General features: G+C 50.9%; 15 protein-coding genes. 8 read left to right on the forward strand and 7 right to left on the reverse strand.

Annotation, left to right across the window (positions count from 1 at the left end; genetic code table 11):
- The first annotated feature begins 30 nt into the window (after positions 1-30).
- Together R3187_RS17430 and R3187_RS17435 are read left to right on the forward strand one after the other, a co-directional pair.
- Entirely contained in the window at positions 31-3,366 is a 3,336-nt protein-coding gene (locus R3187_RS17430) for a two-component regulator propeller domain-containing protein (protein WP_318968341.1), read from the forward strand.
- 35 nt (positions 3,367-3,401) lie between these two features.
- The gene (locus R3187_RS17435; RefSeq protein WP_318968342.1) at positions 3,402-3,857 is read left to right on the forward strand and encodes a YaiI/YqxD family protein; all 456 of its coding nucleotides are present in this window, start codon (positions 3,402-3,404) and stop codon (positions 3,855-3,857) included.
- A gap of 8 nt (positions 3,858-3,865) precedes the next feature.
- On the opposite strand, the gene R3187_RS17440 is transcribed toward R3187_RS17435, so the two are convergent.
- Genes R3187_RS17440 through R3187_RS17450 form a run of 3 tightly spaced genes read right to left on the reverse strand, consistent with a single transcriptional unit; the run spans position 3,866 to position 6,548 of the window.
- Positions 3,866-4,768 carry a pseudouridine synthase gene (locus tag R3187_RS17440; protein WP_318968343.1) on the reverse strand — a complete coding sequence of 301 codons (903 nt, stop codon included), beginning with the start codon at positions 4,766-4,768 and terminating at the stop codon, positions 3,866-3,868.
- Between the two features lie 29 nt (positions 4,769-4,797).
- On the reverse strand, positions 4,798-5,565 hold the full coding sequence (locus R3187_RS17445) for an alpha/beta hydrolase (RefSeq protein WP_318968344.1): 768 nt from the start codon (positions 5,563-5,565) through the stop codon (positions 4,798-4,800).
- Positions 5,553-6,548: a M14 family zinc carboxypeptidase gene (locus tag R3187_RS17450; protein ID WP_318968345.1), complete on the reverse strand. Its 996-nt coding sequence runs from the start codon at positions 6,546-6,548 to the stop codon at positions 5,553-5,555. Before R3187_RS17450 ends, R3187_RS17445 begins: the two co-directional genes overlap by 13 nt.
- Before the next feature lie 197 nt (positions 6,549-6,745).
- Here R3187_RS17450 and R3187_RS17455 point away from each other — a divergent pair, with 197 nt between their 5' ends.
- From R3187_RS17455 to R3187_RS17480, 6 genes are all read left to right on the forward strand, one after another.
- Entirely contained in the window at positions 6,746-7,795 is a 1,050-nt protein-coding gene (locus R3187_RS17455) for a sensor histidine kinase (protein WP_318968346.1), read from the forward strand.
- On the forward strand, positions 7,792-8,877 hold the full coding sequence (locus R3187_RS17460; RefSeq protein ID WP_318968347.1) for a sensor histidine kinase: 1,086 nt from the start codon (positions 7,792-7,794) through the stop codon (positions 8,875-8,877). The genes R3187_RS17455 and R3187_RS17460 overlap by 4 nt, the downstream gene beginning before the upstream one ends.
- Complete coding sequence (locus R3187_RS17465) at positions 8,861-9,604, forward strand: LytTR family DNA-binding domain-containing protein (protein WP_318968348.1); 744 nt, start codon at positions 8,861-8,863, stop codon at positions 9,602-9,604. Before R3187_RS17460 ends, R3187_RS17465 begins: the two co-directional genes overlap by 17 nt.
- 148 nt (positions 9,605-9,752) lie before the next feature.
- A complete protein-coding gene (locus tag R3187_RS17470) occupies positions 9,753-10,094 on the forward strand; it encodes a DUF3718 domain-containing protein (protein WP_318968349.1) in 342 nt (113 codons plus the stop codon).
- 122 nt (positions 10,095-10,216) lie between these two features.
- Positions 10,217-10,927 (forward strand): tRNA-uridine aminocarboxypropyltransferase, encoded by a 711-nt coding sequence (locus R3187_RS17475; RefSeq protein WP_318968350.1) that lies wholly within the window; start codon positions 10,217-10,219, stop codon positions 10,925-10,927.
- A 25-nt stretch (positions 10,928-10,952) separates the two neighbouring features.
- Complete coding sequence (locus R3187_RS17480; protein WP_318968351.1) at positions 10,953-11,177, forward strand: RNA-binding S4 domain-containing protein; 225 nt, start codon at positions 10,953-10,955, stop codon at positions 11,175-11,177.
- Between the two features lie 41 nt (positions 11,178-11,218).
- Here R3187_RS17480 and R3187_RS17485 read toward each other — a convergent pair whose 3' ends face one another.
- The 4 genes from R3187_RS17485 to R3187_RS17500 all read right to left on the reverse strand — a co-directional run bounded on the left by R3187_RS17485 (position 11,219) and on the right by R3187_RS17500 (position 17,733).
- Entirely contained in the window at positions 11,219-12,187 is a 969-nt protein-coding gene (locus R3187_RS17485; RefSeq protein ID WP_318968352.1) for a diguanylate cyclase, read from the reverse strand.
- A gap of 153 nt (positions 12,188-12,340) precedes the next feature.
- Positions 12,341-12,712: a DP-EP family protein gene (locus R3187_RS17490; protein WP_318968353.1), complete on the reverse strand. Its 372-nt coding sequence runs from the start codon at positions 12,710-12,712 to the stop codon at positions 12,341-12,343.
- 17 nt (positions 12,713-12,729) lie between these two features.
- Positions 12,730-15,990 (reverse strand): winged helix-turn-helix domain-containing protein, encoded by a 3,261-nt coding sequence (locus tag R3187_RS17495; RefSeq protein ID WP_318968354.1) that lies wholly within the window; start codon positions 15,988-15,990, stop codon positions 12,730-12,732.
- A gap of 156 nt (positions 15,991-16,146) precedes the next feature.
- Positions 16,147-17,733, reverse strand: a complete 1,587-nt coding sequence (locus R3187_RS17500) for an isocitrate lyase (RefSeq protein WP_318968355.1) — start codon at positions 17,731-17,733, stop codon at positions 16,147-16,149.
- Between the last annotated feature and the right edge of the window lie 126 nt (positions 17,734-17,859).

Below are 17,859 nucleotides of genomic sequence, written 5' to 3' on the forward strand. Positions count from 1 at the left end.
CTACTTCGTGATTATCGTGAGCAGTACGCCTTGGCGCATCGTTTTCTGAACCAGTTTTTTGTCACCCTGCTATGTAGCTTAACGGGCTTTGTACTGACCACAACGCCTGGTCTGACTGCTCCGGCAGCAGAGAGTCCTGCAACATACTTCCCCCCTGCCAGCGAGTTTTTTGTCAGCATTGCCGACCGCCAGCACATTCCGGATAATATTGTTACCAAACTGGCGCAGGACAAATATGGCCGCTTATGGATTGGCAGTACCGGCGGTTTAATCCGCTATGACGGTTATCGTTTCCGGCGTTATTTGCAAGCCGGGGCCCAACAACTGAGCAGTAACCAGACTACCGGTTCGATAGCAGGCAATTTTGTCCGGGATTTGTATCAGGCAACGGATGGCACCTTATGGCTGGCAACCTCCCCTGGCGGAATACAGCGTTACGAGAGTGGCAGTGACAGCTTTTACCAGCCCAAAATATCCGCCCCGGGTATCGCTGACGATTTTGGCTATCAGGTGCAGGCGATCACGGAAAATAGTAAAGGTGATATCTGGCTGGCCGGAAACCAGGGCTTAGCCCTGTTAGACCAGAACGGTCAGGTATTGCAGTTTGTGCCGCCACAGCCAGAGTTACAGGATATCAGAGCGTTACTGGCTGATGAGCAGGGAAATTTATGGATTGGCAGTCGCAGCGGCTTATTTCTGCTAACGCCAGGAAGTGCCGGTCCTTATCAAATCAGCAGCCCGGAAACACAACTCGGCCAGGTACTGACGCTGGCCCGGGTCGCTGATCAAATCTGGCTGGGCACAGATCGGGCCGGCGCCTTTGCGATAACCGCTAACCACCGTCTGACTGCCGTTGCCCAACATTTAACAACCGGCGGCGTACCCGGCCCGGTATACGATATTATGCAAGTCAGTGACGATGAAGTCTGGCTGGCAGGTTTTGCCGGTATCAGCCGGCTCTCGGTCAGTGACAGACGGCTTATTGGCCGCTATCAGCACGATATTTCCAATCCGTTTAGTCTGGCACATCAGGATATCCGCACTTTATTAAAAGACAGTGCCGGTAAAATATGGCTGGGCGGTTATGGCGGCGGTTTGCAGCGATTTAATGGCCAGCCTGGGATCAGCACCCTGCGTCGAAGCCTGACCGATAGCAACAGTATCCGCAGTGGCGATATCAGCAGCATTCTTGAATTAGCCAATGGTCAGCTGTGGCTCGGGAGTCGCGGCAATGGCATAGAAATCATTGATCCGGTCAGTGGCATTATTGGCCGCCACCAGCCACAGAGCGGTACCCCGGGCAAGTTGAAACATGGTTGGATCAGGGCCATGGCGGAACAGGCTGATGGCACTATCTGGCTTGGGGTCAATCCGGGCCAGGTATATCGCTATCAGCCGCAAAGCGGTCAGTTTACCTTGCTGGGCCCAGAGCAGGGGATCTGGCGTACCAATGTGCGGACGCTGTTTATTGACAGCCGGCAACGGTTATGGCTCGGTAGTAGTACCGGTGTCGCGATGTGGCAGCCCGAGCAACAACGCTTTGTCCGGATCAGGCAGGATGATGCTGAACCATTACAGGATTACATTAATGCGATAGTGGAAGATCAGCATGGCAATATCTGGCTGGCAACCGGCGCCAGCGGACTGTATCTGATTGAACCTTCAACACAAACGATACCCACTGCCAAGGCGATACAGGCAGAGCCGCTATCCAATATACTGGGACTGTTGAATGACAGTCAGAACCGGTTGTGGCTCGACACACCTGCCGGATTGTATCAGTTTAACTATCAGCAGTACCTGCAGCAACGCTCAGCCAACACTGCAAAACCGGTGCAAACTGCTGAGCAAACTTCAGCCCTGACTAAGGTCGCGTTCACTAACAGCACGCTTAATGAAGATTTTGGTGCCAATTTACTGGAAGATCATCAGGGCAATATCTGGACAGCCAAGTTCCGCTACAATCCGGTCAGCGGCCTGCTGTACCAGCTGACCCCGGCAGATGGCGTTGATATTGGCACGCCCTGGTACCGTTCTTACAACAAAACCCGCGACGGTTTATTATTGTTTGGTGGCAGCAGGGGTTTACTGGTCATTGATCCGCTGAAGTTCAGCCGCTGGCAGTTCCAGCCGCAAGTGCTGCTGTCGGAACTGAAAGTAGCAGGCCGGCCCCGGCAAATTGCACCGGTTCAGCAAAAGATAACCCTGCAGGCGGATGAACGCAGTTTCAGTGTTGAATTCAGCGCCATGGATTTATCCGCCCCCCAGCAGTTGCAGTACCGTTATCAGCTGCAAGGGTTTGATCAGGAATGGCAGTATTCTGACGCCAGCCAGCGGATTGCCAGCTACACCAACCTGTGGCCAGGAGACTACCGTTTGCAAATTCAGGCCACTAACCGCACAGGACAGTGGAGCGAACATCAAACCGGGCTAGCATTAACCGTTATGCCGGCATTCTGGCAGCAATGGTGGTTTGCGTTGTTGTTAGTACTAAGCCTGATCCTGGCCATTTATTTACTGGTAAAAGTACGAACCCGGGTCGCGCAACTGCAGGCCCGCGATTTAGCCCGCCAGGTAGAAGATCGCAGCCAGCAACTGAAACTGGCACAGCAAAGCTTGCTGGAAAATGAAAAAATGGCAGCACTCGGCCAGACAGTAGCCGGGGTAGCGCATGAAATCAATACGCCCGTCGGGGTCAGCATCACTGCCAGCAGCGCGCTGGCCGGTAAGCTGGCCGAATTAAAACAGCACTTTGACGATAAAACGCTCAGCAGCAAAGCATTCAGTCAGTTTGTCAGCGACAGCGAACAACATTTGCAACTGATTAGTTATAACCTGCAACGGGCTGCCGATTTGGTCACCCAGTTTAAGCAGCTGGCCGTAAACGAAACCGTTACCGAAAGCGTTAATATACAACTTAAACCCTGGTTACAGCATCTGGTCGCCCGGCTTAATCCCTCCAATGCTGCTGTCAGCATAATTTTGCAATGCCCGGATAACCTGAGGCTGCAGCTGCGGGCAAGTGCTTTGGCAACAGTATTAAGCCATTTACTGGAAAATGCGTTGCTGCATGCGTTTGAACCGGATGACAGTGGTGAGATAACGCTGGAGGTGCGGATTAACGCTCAGCAGTTACTGCTGAAAGTTTGCGACAACGGCAAAGGCATTGATGAAAGTATTCAGGATATTGTATTTAATCCGTTTGTTACCACCCGCCGGGCTAGCCAGAGTAAAGGGCTGGGCTTGCACCTGTGCTACAATCTGGTCACTCAGGTACTGCATGGCAGCATAGAAATGGAAACTGTGGTCGGTAAAGGCACAGAATTCCGGCTGTTTTTGCCACTGACACCTGATAAAAAACGTTAATTCACTCAATTCTCAGTAGGTAAGTGAGCAGCACAATGAAAATCTGGGTTGATGCCGATGCCTGTCCGGTGGTGATTAAAGAAATTCTGTTCCGGGCCGCCGTAAAACGGCAAATCAATACGGTGCTGGTTGCAAACCAGCTTATCAGGGTGCCGCCGTCGCCTTTTCTCAGCAGCCTGCAGGTATCCCATGGTTTTGATGAAGCGGACAATGAAATTGTCCGTCGCTGCCAGCCGGGCGATTTAGTTATTACCGCCGACATTCCGCTGGCTGCTGATGTATTAGCCAAAGGTGGCCGGGCGCTTAACCCACGGGGCGAGCTTTACAGTACCGACACCATTAAACAAAAACTAACGATGCGCGACTTTATGGACACCCTGCGCGGCAGCGGCGTGCATACCGGCGGGCCCCCGCCGTTAAACCAGAGCGACCGCCAGGCGTTTGCCAATCAGCTGGACAAATTACTGCAGCAGCACCAGCAAGACAGGTGATACCAGAGCTAATCAGGCCAGGCAGTAAGTAACTGCTTACTACTAAACCGGGTTAATTGCTGGTTGAGCGGGTCGGTAAAGCTTAGCTGTTTTGCCAGCAGTTGCAGTGGTGTCGCGAACTGAGGTGGCTGTTTTGGCAGTAACTGCGGGTAGTAATTGTCATGCAAAATAGGCAGGCCCAAACTTAGCATATGTAAACGCAGCTGATGGGTTTTACCACTATGCGGCTGTAATTCAAACAGCCCCAGCCCGCCGGCTTTAGCCACCAGGGTAATATCAGATACCGCATTAACCTCGCCCGGCACAATAGCATTGATAAAGCGCGGCTGACTTTTCTCAATCCGGTTTTCAATATGCCAGTGCTGCGGTAGTACAGCCTTTGCCACTTCTGCTGTTAATCTTGCCACGGCCTGATACTGTTTTTCGATAGTCCCCTGCCTAAACAACTGATAATACGCTGGCCGGCTATCCGGGTTTACTGAAAACAACACCAGCCCGGCGGTATCCCTGTCCAGCCGGTGTACCGGCACCATATCAGCAATACCGGTATCGCGCTGCAAGCGGCCCAGCAGGCACTCGTTGACATAGTCGCCACCCGGGGTAACCGGCAAAAAATGCGGTTTATCGGCAACAATAATATGTTCGTTCTGAAAGATAATATGATGGGCCAGCGGAATTACTGGCTCTGCGGCAACTTCGCGGTAATAGCATAGTCTTTTACTTGGCGAGAAAGGCGTTGCCGGCGTTACCGTATCGCCATTAAACCAGTGCACTTTGCCTGATGCCATCCGCTCGCGCCATACCGCCTCACTGATAAACGGAAACTGGCTGCATAAAAACTGCAGCACGCTATCCCAGCCGTCATTAATCGCTGGCAAAGTAATTTCAGAGGCCTGACGGGCTATCGACATAACGTGTTCCGGCAAAAATAAGCGCTAGATTAACACAGCTGCCGAATAAATTGGGCTATTTGCCCGGCCAGCCAGAGCGGATCATCCAGGGCAATATCATGACCGGCCCAGCTATGCTGCTGATGAATGGCCTGCAGATAGTCTGCCAGCGCCACTGAGCATTGCGGGTTCACCAGCTTATCGGCCTGACTACTGATAATCAGCGCCGGACAGGCTGGCTTCGCCTTCAGGCTGAACCTGCTGGCGGCCAGCAACTGACGCAGCGCGTTGCCAGCTGATACCGGTCGTTGCTGCTGCCAGGTCTGCCACTGGCTGACAATCTGCAGGTCCTGATACGCACGGGCGGTGGTCAGCTCTAAAATACGCTGCTCGCGCTTACTGGCTGATAGCAAAAACAAGCCGGCCAGCGCCGGGTAGTTCTGCCAGCGTAACCGCTGATAAAATGGCGCCAGCGGCCTGGCACTGCTGTTAATCAGGGTTATTGAGGCCACTTCTGCCGGAAAAGCCAGCGCCCAATCTGCTGCCAGCATGCCACCTAATGACAACGCCACCAGATGCACCTTACCGGTAAACGCAGAATGGTTCTGTAACTGGCTGCGGACAGACTGGCGCAACGCGCTGATATCGGCGGGTGAGCGTTGCTGATACAGCTCGCCACTGCCGGCAAAGTCAAAACCCAGCACCGGGTTAGCCAGCTTGTCAGCCAGCATTGAGCTGAACCGGCCCCAATGGCGTTGCTCGCGGGTTAAACCACGCAGCAGCAATACCGGTGTGTTATTGTCGGTCACGGATACCATAGCCTCTTTGCTGCATTATCCAGTTGCTGTCGATGGGTTAACGGTAACCAGTTCTGATAAGACAAGGAAGCATTAATCAGAAAATTAATCAGGATCAGATGACTGCGCAGCACCCGTTTTACCCGATGCGGTTTTACCGGATGAAACATGCCAAGGCTGGAGAGCAACTGAAACGGATTTTTTCGCACCCAGTTCCATGAGCCCATTTCAAGGGTCAGTGGCAGCATCGTTGTGTGCTGCGCCAACGCCTGATCGTACAGATAATCCCATAAATCGCCATGACATAAATAATGCTGTGATTGCGGTTCAAAAATATAGTTCTGATGCGGATAAGTCTGAAAAAACAGCTGCCGTAAACGGTACATTTCAGCCAGATGCGATATGGGCTGGCGGGCACTTTTTGCATAGGGAAACCAGATCCGGTCTGTGCGGCCAAAGCCGGAATGACAATCCAGTACCAGCGAGAATGGCCGGCCAAATAACTCGCGGCAGATATAACTTACCAGGGCCTGGCTTTCAGTTTCCATTTTATCCGGCCGGCCGCGGTGCCAGGGTATGGCCCGGCTGAACCGCTGGCCGCCGACCAGCCAGGCCGCCCCCTCCTGGCACTCTACCGGCGCATTACGCATCAAATCAACGCAATTACCATTAGCGCGCCAGCCATTTGCCATGCCAGCCGGGTTAAGCAGCGGCACAAAATAAATACAGCAGTGCTCCAGGGTATGCTGTAGACATTTGTCCCATGGCAGCCGTTCCAGCAGGGTTTGCAGATACGCCAGCACCACCTGGGTGCCTATCCGCTCCAGGCCATGCACACCCCCCACCAGTACTACGGCCGGTAACTTTGGGTCTGAATTGCCCAATGCTAACGCATACACCGGCAGTTGCTCAGTCATATGCGGCACCGTGGTCAGTATTTCTGAGCGAAGCGCCTGTGGCGCGCTGGCAATTAATTGCTGTAACTGGGCAAGCTCAGGCAGCATATCCTGCTGTTGCAACCAAACCTCGAATCATTAAAAAATTTAATTGCCAGCATATCTGATGTCTGACAGCTGAACATGGCAGTTTTATGAAGATTTTCACTGGTTTTGCCCCGGATTTTCATCCGCTTATCCAGAGCGCGCAGCAAAATCAGCCGTGGCACTTATACTAGTGATTAATTAAGCTTGTGGGGCCGGATATGCCGTTAGTCTGTCGCAGAAAGTTATTACGCTTTAATCTGTATTACTGGTTAACCATTTTAGTACTGGGCCTGCTTGCCTCCTGGCAGGTTGCTGTCGTATCAGAAAAGCCCTATGACTGGACTTATTTACCGATGATGCTGGCCAGTGAGCTGGTCGCCATGCTGCTGACAGCGGCATTAGTTATCTGGAGTCATCAGCGGCTTGCCCGGCAGGCATTTAGTAACTTGCAGTTAATTCTGGGCGTAGCCCTGGTTGCGCTGGTTTATATTCCGGCAGAGAATGCCTTCTGGCTGCTGTTATGGGACAAAGAAGTTGTTGATGCCCGGCTACTGATTGGCAACCTTGACACCTCAGTGCTGGCATTTTTTGTCTGGACCGCCTGCTTTCTGACAGTGTTACTGTATCAGCAGCAGTTGCAACGGCTGGCCCAGACCACCGCGCTAAGCCAGAAAATCCAGCAGCTGGAACTACAGGCATTAAGCCAGCAGCTTAATCCGCATTTTACTTTTAACGCCCTGAATTCTGTTTGCGCTTTACTGGAGGCAGAGCGCTATGATGATGCCGAAACGATGTCGGAGCAGCTGGCGACATTTTTACGTTATTCGCTGAGTAAATCACCCGACAGCCTGGTACAACTTGCCGACGAGCTGGCCGCTATCGATGCTTATCTGCTGCTGCAGAAAACCCGCTTTGGTGACAAACTGAAAGTTAACTGGCAAATTGATGAACAGTTAAAACGGCAGCGGATCCCGGCCTTACTGCTACAACCTTTGGTGGAAAATGCCATTAAATACGCGGTTGCAACCCGCAAACAGGGCGCCACTATTACCATTGGCGGTAAACGACAGCAGGACAACCTGCAGCTGTGTGTCAGTGATGACGGTCCCGGCTCCCAGTTGCAAACTGATTGCGGCGGTGCCGGAGTCGGGCTGGATAATATTCGCAACCGGCTTTTACAACATTTTGGCGATAAAGCCCGGCTGGAAATCGGTGCCAGTCCTCAGGGGTTTGCAGTCAGTATCTGCTTACCATGGCAAACGGCATGACAGCTGCAAACGCTGAACAGCAGCGCCTGGCCAGTTTCTGGTACTGGCATTTGTTGTACTGGTTGTGTTATCTGCTAATCAAGTTTACCCATCTTAGCGTGCTGGTGCCGCTGCAGGATGAATCAAGCTGGCCTTATATATGGATATACTCACTGGTTACCGTGCTGAATATTCTGCTCACCGGCGCCCTGGGCCAGCATGAGTTGACGCAGCAGCGATCGTTGCTGGTTCAGTTAAAACGACTGCTGCTGGTGCTGCTGCCCTGGTGGTTGCTAATGGTGTTGTTGCGCCAGTATCTGATTACCACTTATGCATCCGATATGCTGCAGGGTGTCAGCTCCAACCTGAAATTTTTTCTGGCGTTCAATCTGGTGTTATTGCCCTTAGCCGGCTGGCTGGCGGTATTTATGCTATTAAAAACCAACCAGCTGCATTTCGCCGGCCTGGTTAAACAACAACAACTGGCTAAGCAAGCTCGCCAGGCCAGGTTAAAAGTATTGCGTTATCAGCTGAATCCACATTTTATGTTTAATACCCTGAATGCTCTAAATGCGTTGATAGTGCAGCGCAGCGGTCAGGAAGCCGAGCAGTTGATCCAGCATTTATGTGTCTATTTGCGCCACTCGCTGAAAAATCAGCAGGAGGAATTTATTCCGTTACAGCAGGAACTCGACGCGCTCACAGCCTATATGACAATTCAGCAAGTCCGCTTTGGCGAAAGGCTGCAGATAAGCTGGCAATTGCCCCAACCACTGCCTATTTTACTGATACCACCATTATTGCTACAACCGCTGGCAGAAAATGCTATTCAGTACAGCGTGGCAGAAACTGCCGGCGCGCTTTGCCTGCTGGTCCGGCTGGAGCAGTCTGCCACGCAATTGCAGATCACCCTGGCCCAGCAAGGCGCAGACCCTGACGCTGGCTGGCCTGACGCACAGCGCCCGGTTAATCTGATTAACCTGACTGAGCGACTGCAGCTGCTGTTTGGCCATAGGGCCAGTTTATCGCTAAGTTACAGCGCAACAGGGTTTTACAGCCAGCTCAACATTGCAACGGAGGCCCTGCATGACCCAGCCACTTAAAGTGATTATTGCCGATGATGAACCTCTGGCCATTAGCAACCTGAAAGCTAAACTGGCAGTATATTCTAACCTGGAGATTGTCGACTGCTTTGACAATGGCGATGACACCCTACGTTTTTTACAAACCGCCCCGGATATCGATGTGGTTTTTCTGGATATTCAGATGCCGGGTGTCAAAGGCATTGATATTTTGCAGCAAACCGGCAAAGGTTCTGCCATGGCACGGCCGCTGTTTATTCTGGTTACCGCATACGAGCAATTTGCTTTTGCCGCCTTCGAACACTTCGCCTTTGATTATCTGCTTAAGCCGGTGTCACGCCAGCGTCTGGCGCAATCGCTGCTGGATGCCAGAACAGCGCTTGATAAGCAACCAGAACAACCACCAATGACGCCTGCCAGTAAACTGGCCTTTAAAACGGGTGGCGCCACCCTGTTACTGGACGACATTGAAATTCTGCTTATTGAAGCAGCCGGCAATTATATGTGTATTTATACGCTGAACGAAACACTGGTTATTCGTGAAACGATGAAAGATTTACTGCAACGTCTACCGGAACAATTTGTTCAGGTCCATCGCTCTACCTTACTTAATTTACATCATGTCCGTAAACTGCAGCCCCATAATAATGATTATCAGTTTGTGCTAAGCAATGGCAAACTGGTTAATGCATCCAGACGTTACAAGCTGAACTGGAGCGGGCAGTTAACTGCGCTTCCTCAAAGCTGAATAATACCGTTTATCCCTGTTCAACCCCGGCTTATCACTTGATAACAACCATGCCACCGCTTACCCCAAAGCAGCGACAATCAATACTGATCCTTGCCAAACTCTGGTCATGGCAAACGCCATTTGTTAAATAACAGAGGACAGAACGATGAAAACAGCAATTTTTTTCGCAGTATCTCTGGCAAGTGCCAGTGTGGCAGTACCGGCAGCAGCCGATGATTATTATGCAGACAGTTACTTACACAATGCGTTAGTTCAGGTATGTAGTGAAACTGCCGATGATGATCGTATAGGCTTAACCAAAACCCTGCAAGAATACCGGATCAGCAAGCAAAATGCGGTTGAAAAAATCGTCTGCAATAATAAGAAGCTAATGGACTTTGCCAGAGCCAACCAGGCTTTCAGGGTGACATCTATGCTGCAGCCCTATGAAGATCGGATTAAAGGCCGGGTTACTATTCAGGATGTTGCAGGCCCGGCCGCAAACTGAAGTGTGAATACTGCCCAATCAACTGATCAAATAAGCAAATGATCAAATATGCAGATTCAGCGCGCAGCTGATAGCAAAAGCCGCTACAATAGCGGCTTTTTAATGGCTGGCCGATTGTAACGATGTCGCAAACCCCCAGGCTGCATAGCAATGCTATATTGACGCTGCGTACTGAGCAGCTGGCCAAATCGCAACGGGTATTTAATGCCAGAGGCAGCAAGGTAGTACGTTGCGGGCTATGCTTATTACCTGTTACCGAGTGCATCTGTGCTGCAAAGCCTGAAGCGGCCGGCAATTGTGCATTCTGTTTTATTATGTATACCGGCGAGTGTTATAAGCCCAGCAATACCGGCAGGCTGATATGCGATGTGATTGCCGATAACCATGCCTTTGTCTGGGATCGGACCCGGCCCGATCCGGCGTTGCTGGCGCTGCTTAATGATCAGCGCTATGCACCGGTGCTGGTTTTTCCGCAACAATATGCTGCGCCAGAGCGTTGTATACAAGATAGCGACGAGCTAAGCGTGGCGACTACCGGCAAAATCCCATTATTTGTCATGCTGGATGGTACCTGGCGTGAAGCAAAAAAAATGTTTAAAAGCGTCTATCTGGCTAAGTTACCGGTACTGGGTATTCAACCGGAACAGGCATCACAGTATGCGCTGCGCGAAGCAGCCCATTTACATCAGCTCTGCACGGCTGAAGTCGCTATAGCAGTACTGGCAATGGCAGGCGAGAACGACGCTGCCAGCAAGCTTAGCGGTTACTTCAGTGATTTTCGCCGCGCCTATCTGGTAGGCAAACCCCATTTAAGCTTAAGCGAACCCGCTTGAAGCGTGACACAAAAGGTCTCTTGATATGAGCAACAAACGTGATGTTATTCTTAATAAACAACCGGTTGAACTGTATAAAATTTTAAAATTTGAAGGCTTATGTAACAGCGGCGGTGCAGCAAAAGCGGCCGTTGATGCCGGCCTGGTAAAAGTAAATGGCGTGGTCGAAACCCAGAAGCGCAAACAGGTAAACGCCGGTGATATTCTGAGCTTTGGCAGCGAAACCCTGGTGCTGGTATCAGGCGCCTGAACTAGTGCTCCTGAAATCAGGGTTCTGGCATCAGGCTCTTGCTAGCTACCGGTATTAATACAATCGCGGCCATCTGCTTTCGCGCGGTATAACGCGGTGTCAGCCGCACAAAGCAGTGCCATGCTGGTACGATACTGGCCGTTAACCTCGGTGGCTACGCCCTGACTTACCGACACACTGACCGTGGCCGCTAATCCGGCGTCGCGAAACGTCAGTTGCCGTACTGCCTGCTGTACGTCCCGCGCCACTTTTATCGCGCTTATTTCATTGTGATTGGGTAAAATCAGCGCAAACTCTTCACCACCGTAACGCGCCGCCAGCTTAGCGTCTGTGGGCATAGCCCGGACAATGGCTGCTGCGACTTTACGCAGGCAGGCATCCCCCTGAATATGGCCATAACTGTCGTTAAACTGTTTAAAAAAGTCGATATCGATAATCACCACACTAAGCGGTAACCTTGCTTCAGTGCATTGCTGCCACTGCTTGTGCAACTGCTCATCAAAACCACGGCGGTTAGCCAGGCCGGTTAATGCATCGGTAGTCGCCTGTAACCGCAGTTGCTCGCATTCTGCTTTATAACGGCTTAAATCGCGCATTACCAGCACCAGCCGGGCTGCAGGCTCCGGCAAAAACGACACCGACAGCTCTATGTCTTTTATCACCCCATCAGCGCAGCGTACCGCCATTTCGCTCGGCCCTGCCTGCAACGACAAAACCCGTTTCGCCACCAGCTGCACCAAACCCTCATACTGCTGCTGGCAGCGGCTGGTTAAAAACTCCGGCCACTGCCGGCCAATTAACGGGGTACCAATGCAATTCAGCAACAGCGCGGCTTTGGCATTGCCACATTCAATTATGCCATCGGGGCTGACAATCAGCACTGCCTCAGCCAGATACTGCACAAAACTGCCAATATCCAGGCAGCTGGCCATGTCATTTTCGTCCCCCCACAGGCTGTCATCATTCAGGGCCAGAGGTTGCAGCTGGTTTTTGTTGTGTGCAGTTTTCATCGGCGTATCTCACTAAGCTGGCTTAACTGCTGCCAACTTTAGCCTTTACTACACGTGCGAACCTTCTGACAACCTTCTGATTTAAACTATTGATTTACTGTAATAAAAAAGCCCCTTGCGGGGCTATTTTGAGACTTACCGAATCAAGAAATGTTACTCAGGCTCGTTTTTCACCTGAGGATCGGGACTAAGTACCATCAACGTATTACTACTGTTTGTAAGAACAAATTGAAATTTAGTAGTACCAGCGCTGCGATCTAAATCCAGCATTTGCACTAACTGGCCATCACTGCTGACCGTGATTGCATCAATAACACCGTCAAACGGAGTGATAAAACCAACCCCAACGAATTTCAAACCTTTACCGGTATTGTCAACAAGCTGATACGTAATAGTACCCGCCTCTGTCACTGTAACGTCTCCATCACACGGCTGGCCGTCTGTTGTCTGGTAGTTAAAGACCGGTTCACCGTTTTCCAGGTTAACCAACACCTGGATTACACCGACGGCTTGCGTATTTGACATAGTTTATTTCCTTAAGATTATGGGCTGAAATGAAAATTGACGATACGATTTCTCTGCAAAAAGGACAGCAGGTCAGATTGGCTGTTCAATTGATCTAAACAATCCAACGCCTTTGCATAGATAGTGATGTATCGAGTGTCTTTGTTTGTATCAACCACATTTCCTAACCGTTGCCGGACATTCTGACACAAAGACATTGCTGCCTCTTTCTGGTTTTGGTTGAATAAAGCTTTAGCTTGCAATAATTGACTATCTGTTAAAAACGCGACATAGCTCATATTATTTGGATAGTTATCTACCAACTTAACGGATGCATCATATGCCAGATCGGCGTACTTTTTACTGCCGGCAAAATTATCAATTCTTTGTAACTGCATAGCGGCAGTGCGCCATAACCGGATTTCAATTTCTTTACCTGTAATCTCAGTTAACGATTCACGCTCTTGATTTAATGCAGATTGGTGCGCTGCCAGCGCATACTCAATTTCGTTTTCAGTTAAGTAACGCAGAAATTTAAACACTTGAAAGTTATGATAATGTTGACGTCGCTTCCACGTGCTACTGTCTGGATCTTGTTGTAATGTTTTCGCTATTGCGACTGAACTTTGGCGGGTTTTGGTCAAGGCTTCCTCAATTTTGCCTTGATTCTCCAGTAAATCAGCCAGCAATTGATAACTACTCGTCAGAATATCAAGCATATAAGGCTCAGCAGATGCTTTTAGGTTCTCAAGCTCTGCCTGGAGTTGTTGGTGAATTGAAATAGCAGAGAGCAAATCACCATCGGCCAGCGTTGCACTGGCCAGCCAGGAACGGGTATCTGCAATATCTGCCATCAATTGCTCACTACCAGGCTTAAGTTGCTGCGCCAGCAGTTTTAGCCGCAACGACTCTTCAAAATTCAACAGAGCCTTATCAAACTGCTGCCGCTGCATCGCCAGCGAGCCCAATGAGTTGGTAGAGTATGCCAGTTCCATAATGGCATCAATATTATCCGACGCTAACTGGTACATCCGCCGGCTATACTGGTAATAGCGCTCAAACTCCGGCTGGGTAGCCTGCCAGTTACTGGCGTCATACTGAATTTGGCCAAGCCAAAAGGCATTGGCGCCGAGGGTTTTTAACAACTCTAAATTATCCGGCTGTTGCAGCAAAACTGCCTCCAACTGCACCCGGGCGGCTTGTAATGCTGCAACTGCTTCGTCGGTTTTACCGCGCGAGTAGGCCACCTCGCCCATCGCTTCCAGCGTCTGGCCGTGCTGCAGTCGCGCTTCGGTACTTAGTGCCGAATCATCAGCTGAGTAATCGGTAAAGTATTCCAGCGCTTTATTGCTGATACCGTCGAGTAAGTCCATCCGGCCGATGCTGCGCAGCTTATCGGCAAACTCCCCTACCATAAAACCCAGCAGGTTTTCGGCGGCAAGGCGTTTTTGCTGCGCCTGTTGCTCAGCATTAAAACTGCGCACACTCATCGTAACTGCAGTAACGGTAAGCAGGCATAGCACGGTCAGAGTGGCGCGGCGGCTCCAGCGCTTTAACCTTGCTTTGGCGCTGGATGCCTGAATAAACTCGGTTTCTTCTTTATCCAGCTGAAACAGCTGGTTTTGCTGAAGCAGCAGTGCTTCCTGCAGCGGCTTACCCTCGGCCAGTAAATAAGCACTGTTTTGCTGTTCGCTGCGCCAGCGCTGACTTAAATGCAGCAGCCGGCTTTTTACACTTAAGCTGTCAAAGTGTTCTGCTATCCAGGCGGTGGCGCGCGGCCAGCGCCTTAACAATGCCTCATGAGCAATACTGAAACAGGGCTCGCCATGCTGCAGATGCGAGACAAATAACCGCTGCTCAATCATAGTATTAACCAGTGCCCGCTCAGCGTCAGTCTCTAGCTGTTGCAGTCTGGCGCTGCGACTGGTAATGCTTTGCTCGTCTTCGCGCAAGGTAACCAGTAGTGACAATACCCGCGGCAAGCTGTCTTGTTCGGTTTTACGCAAACGGTTAATTGCCTGCTCGGCATTTTTACCAATGGCGCCTTCAATGCCACCTAAGGCGTTATACACAGATAACAGTAACTTGTTATCCTCGCTGCGCTGCAGGTACAACTGCTGCAGGGTATATTGCAGCATTGGCAGCGCATCAGGGTTACTGGCCGCTTCCTGCATCAGTATTTCATCCAGTCCCAGCGCATTAGCCGGATCAGTATCAAAGCCAAGCCCGGCAGCCAGCGCCGGTAAACGGATCATTTGCAGTAAATCAGCGCGCCCAGGCGCCGCTAAATCAAAATGTGCGCCTTTGGCTTTACCGGCCATTAAACTTGGGTAAGCCACTAAATCGGGATAAAACTCGTTGCGACAGGCGCTGATAATCAGCACAGCACCACTGCTGGCCAGCTGCTCCAGCAGCGCGACAAAGTCGGTTCGTTGCTGCTCGCTAAATAGCGGTGACGATAACAATACTTCCAAGCGGTCGACAAACAGCGCAAAGCGGCGGGTATGCTGGCGGTTGTTCGCTAGTAAGGTTTTACAATGCTGACAGACGGCGTCTGTTTGCTGCTGCAGCTTTTCAGCGAGACTGGCGGCGCTGTCACCGGCAAATACCGGGGTCTGCTCCGGGCCCAGCTCCCAGTCCAGCAAGGCACTGGCCAGACTGCTGAACAACTGGTTCTGACTAACATCAGCTAAATCCAGGCTGCTGTACGACACCACCTCAACACCATTAAAGCCGCCGGCTTGCAGCAGGTTGGGCATGACCCCGGCATTGATCAGCGACGACTTACCGCTGCCACTTGGCCCAAGCAGCAGACAAAAATCGCGGCCGAACTTTATTTGCTGGGCAATACGGTTCAGCAAGGTATCAATTTGTGCGCCGCGGCCAAAAAATACACTGGCAAAGCGGGCGTCATAGGCCTGCAAACCGGGAAAAGGCGAACCCTGCTGCCAGCTTTGCGTTTGCACGCTTTGCTGCTGGCCCAGTGGAAAGCGTACTTCAGCCAGCGTGCGGTAGCCCCGTTTGCGGATTGTCTCTATAAATGTCGGCTTAGTGGCATTATCGCCCAGTGCTTTACGCAGCTGGGTAATGGTTTTATGCAGCGGGTTATCTCCGGTATCGGTATCCGGCCAGCAATGCCTGACAATATCGTCGCTACTTAGCACCTCGCCCGGATGACCGCATAACAACAGCAATACATCCATGGCCTTAGGCTCAAGTTGCTGTAGCTGTTTTCCCCGGCGCAGGGTATTGGCAGCAGGCTCTACCTGCCAGTCACCAAAAAAGAAAGTATTGCTCATCGTCTGATAATTCTGCCGGTTCAGCTACTGATTAATGCTGCACAACATAACATGCTAAAACGCATTAAGTTAATAAAAAAGGCAGCCTTACGGCTGCCTGGGGTCAACTGACCACGTAGCGGAACTGTTACATCAGTTTAAAGCCCTGTCAAAAGCTTAAAACTGGTTCATGGTGTTGTGCTTACCACCGGCTTTTAACGCAGCTTCACCTGAGAAATACTCTTTGTGATCATCACCAATGTCAGAGCCTGACATATTCTGGTGTTTGACACAGGCAATGCCCTCGCGGATCTCCTTACGCTGCACGCCAGCAACATAGCCCAGCATACCAGCATCACCAAAGTACTCTTTGGCCAGATTGTCGGTCGACAGCGCCGCAGTATGGTAGGTTGGCAGGGTAATTAAGTGATGGAATATACCGGCATCGCGCGCCGCGTCAGCCTGGAAGGTACGGATCCGATCATCCGCTTCCTGCGCCAGTTCAGTGCTGTCATAGTCGGCGTTCATCAGCTGAGCACGCTCATAAGCAGACACATCCTTACCGGCGGCCTGCCAGGCATCAAATACCTGCTGGCGGAAATTCAACGTCCAGTTAAACGACGGGCTGTTGTTATAAACCAGCTTGGCATTAGGCACCACTTCACGGATCCGGTTTACCATCTCAGCGATCTGGCCAACATGCGGCTTCTCAGTTTCTATCCACAGTAAATCGGCGCCGTTTTGCAATGAGGTAATACAGTCCAGCACTACCCGGTCAATACCGCTACCTTGTTTAAACTGAAATAAACCACTGGCCAGCCGTTTTGGCTTTAACAGTTTGCCGTTGGCTTTCACTACCACATCGCCATTGGCAATATCGTCAGCGCCGCTGATCACATCGCCATCCAGAAAGCTGTTATATAAGTCGCCTAAATCGCCAGGCTCGTTGGTAACCGCAATTTGCTTGGTTAAACCGGCACCCAGTGAGTCGGTGCGGGCCACAATAATGCCGTTATCAATACCCAGTTCTAAAAAGGCATAACGCACAGCGTTAATTTTTGCCAGAAAATCGGCATGCGGTACTGTTACTTTACCGTCCTGGTGGCCACATTGTTTTTCATCTGATACCTGATTTTCAATCTGAATTGCACAGGCACCCGCTTCAATCATTTTCTTAGCCAGTAAGTAGGTAGCTTCAGCATTACCAAAACCGGCATCAATATCGGCAATAATCGGCACGACATGGGTTTCAAAGTTATCAATTTTTGCCTGAATGTCGGCTTTTTTCGCCGCGTCGGTCGCGTCGTCTAACTGGCGGAATAAGCCACCCAGTTCGCGGGCATCGGCCTGGCGTAAAAAGGTGTACAGTTCTTCAATCAGTGCCGGTACTGAGGTTTTCTCATGCATCGACTGATCCGGCAATGGCCCGAACTCAGAGCGCAGCGCGGCAATCATCCAACCCGACAAATACAGGTATTTTTTCTTGGTGGTGCCGAAATGTTTCTTGATAGCGATCAGTTTCTGCTGACCAATAAAACCATGCCAGCAACCTAATGACTGGGTGTACTGACTGGTATCGCCATCATAGGCCTCCATGTCAGCGCGCATGATGTCGGCAGTGTACTGGGCGATGTCCAGCCCGGTTTTAAAGCGGTTTTGCAGTTTCATCCGTGCAGCATATTCCGGGCTGATCGCATTCCAGGCAGAACCGGCCTTGCTACATACATTGTCGAAGTGTTTGATATCGTCTTGATAAGCTGTCATTGCCGTTTCCTCTTGCTAAAACTGTTGTGCTGGTTGTTGTTATTCACTATAGAGAACAAAACAACAATTCATATAGCTGATTTTTATGATGCTCATCATTTTTTCAGTGAATATCAATTTACGCTT

Origin of the sequence: Arsukibacterium sp. (assembly GCF_033721375.1) — a bacterium.
GTDB lineage: Bacteria > Pseudomonadota > Gammaproteobacteria > Enterobacterales > Alteromonadaceae > Alishewanella.

Coding starts and splice junctions, on each gene's coding strand:
- R3187_RS17435 (WP_318968342.1), top strand. CDS start 3,402: ATGAAAATCTGGGTTGATGCCGATGCCTGTCCGGTGGTGATTAAAGAA.
- R3187_RS17460 (WP_318968347.1), top strand. CDS start 7,792: ATGACAGCTGCAAACGCTGAACAGCAGCGCCTGGCCAGTTTCTGGTAC.
- R3187_RS17445 (WP_318968344.1), bottom strand. CDS start 5,565: ATGGTATCCGTGACCGACAATAACACACCGGTATTGCTGCTGCGTGGT.
- R3187_RS17455 (WP_318968346.1), top strand. CDS start 6,746: ATGCCGTTAGTCTGTCGCAGAAAGTTATTACGCTTTAATCTGTATTAC.
- R3187_RS17500 (WP_318968355.1), bottom strand. CDS start 17,733: ATGACAGCTTATCAAGACGATATCAAACACTTCGACAATGTATGTAGC.
- R3187_RS17465 (WP_318968348.1), top strand. CDS start 8,861: ATGACCCAGCCACTTAAAGTGATTATTGCCGATGATGAACCTCTGGCC.
- R3187_RS17485 (WP_318968352.1), bottom strand. CDS start 12,187: ATGAAAACTGCACACAACAAAAACCAGCTGCAACCTCTGGCCCTGAAT.
- R3187_RS17490 (WP_318968353.1), bottom strand. CDS start 12,712: ATGTCAAATACGCAAGCCGTCGGTGTAATCCAGGTGTTGGTTAACCTG.
- R3187_RS17450 (WP_318968345.1), bottom strand. CDS start 6,548: ATGCTGCCTGAGCTTGCCCAGTTACAGCAATTAATTGCCAGCGCGCCA.
- R3187_RS17440 (WP_318968343.1), bottom strand. CDS start 4,768: ATGTCGATAGCCCGTCAGGCCTCTGAAATTACTTTGCCAGCGATTAAT.
- R3187_RS17495 (WP_318968354.1), bottom strand. CDS start 15,990: ATGAGCAATACTTTCTTTTTTGGTGACTGGCAGGTAGAGCCTGCTGCC.
- R3187_RS17470 (WP_318968349.1), top strand. CDS start 9,753: ATGAAAACAGCAATTTTTTTCGCAGTATCTCTGGCAAGTGCCAGTGTG.
- R3187_RS17480 (WP_318968351.1), top strand. CDS start 10,953: ATGAGCAACAAACGTGATGTTATTCTTAATAAACAACCGGTTGAACTG.
- R3187_RS17475 (WP_318968350.1), top strand. CDS start 10,217: ATGTCGCAAACCCCCAGGCTGCATAGCAATGCTATATTGACGCTGCGT.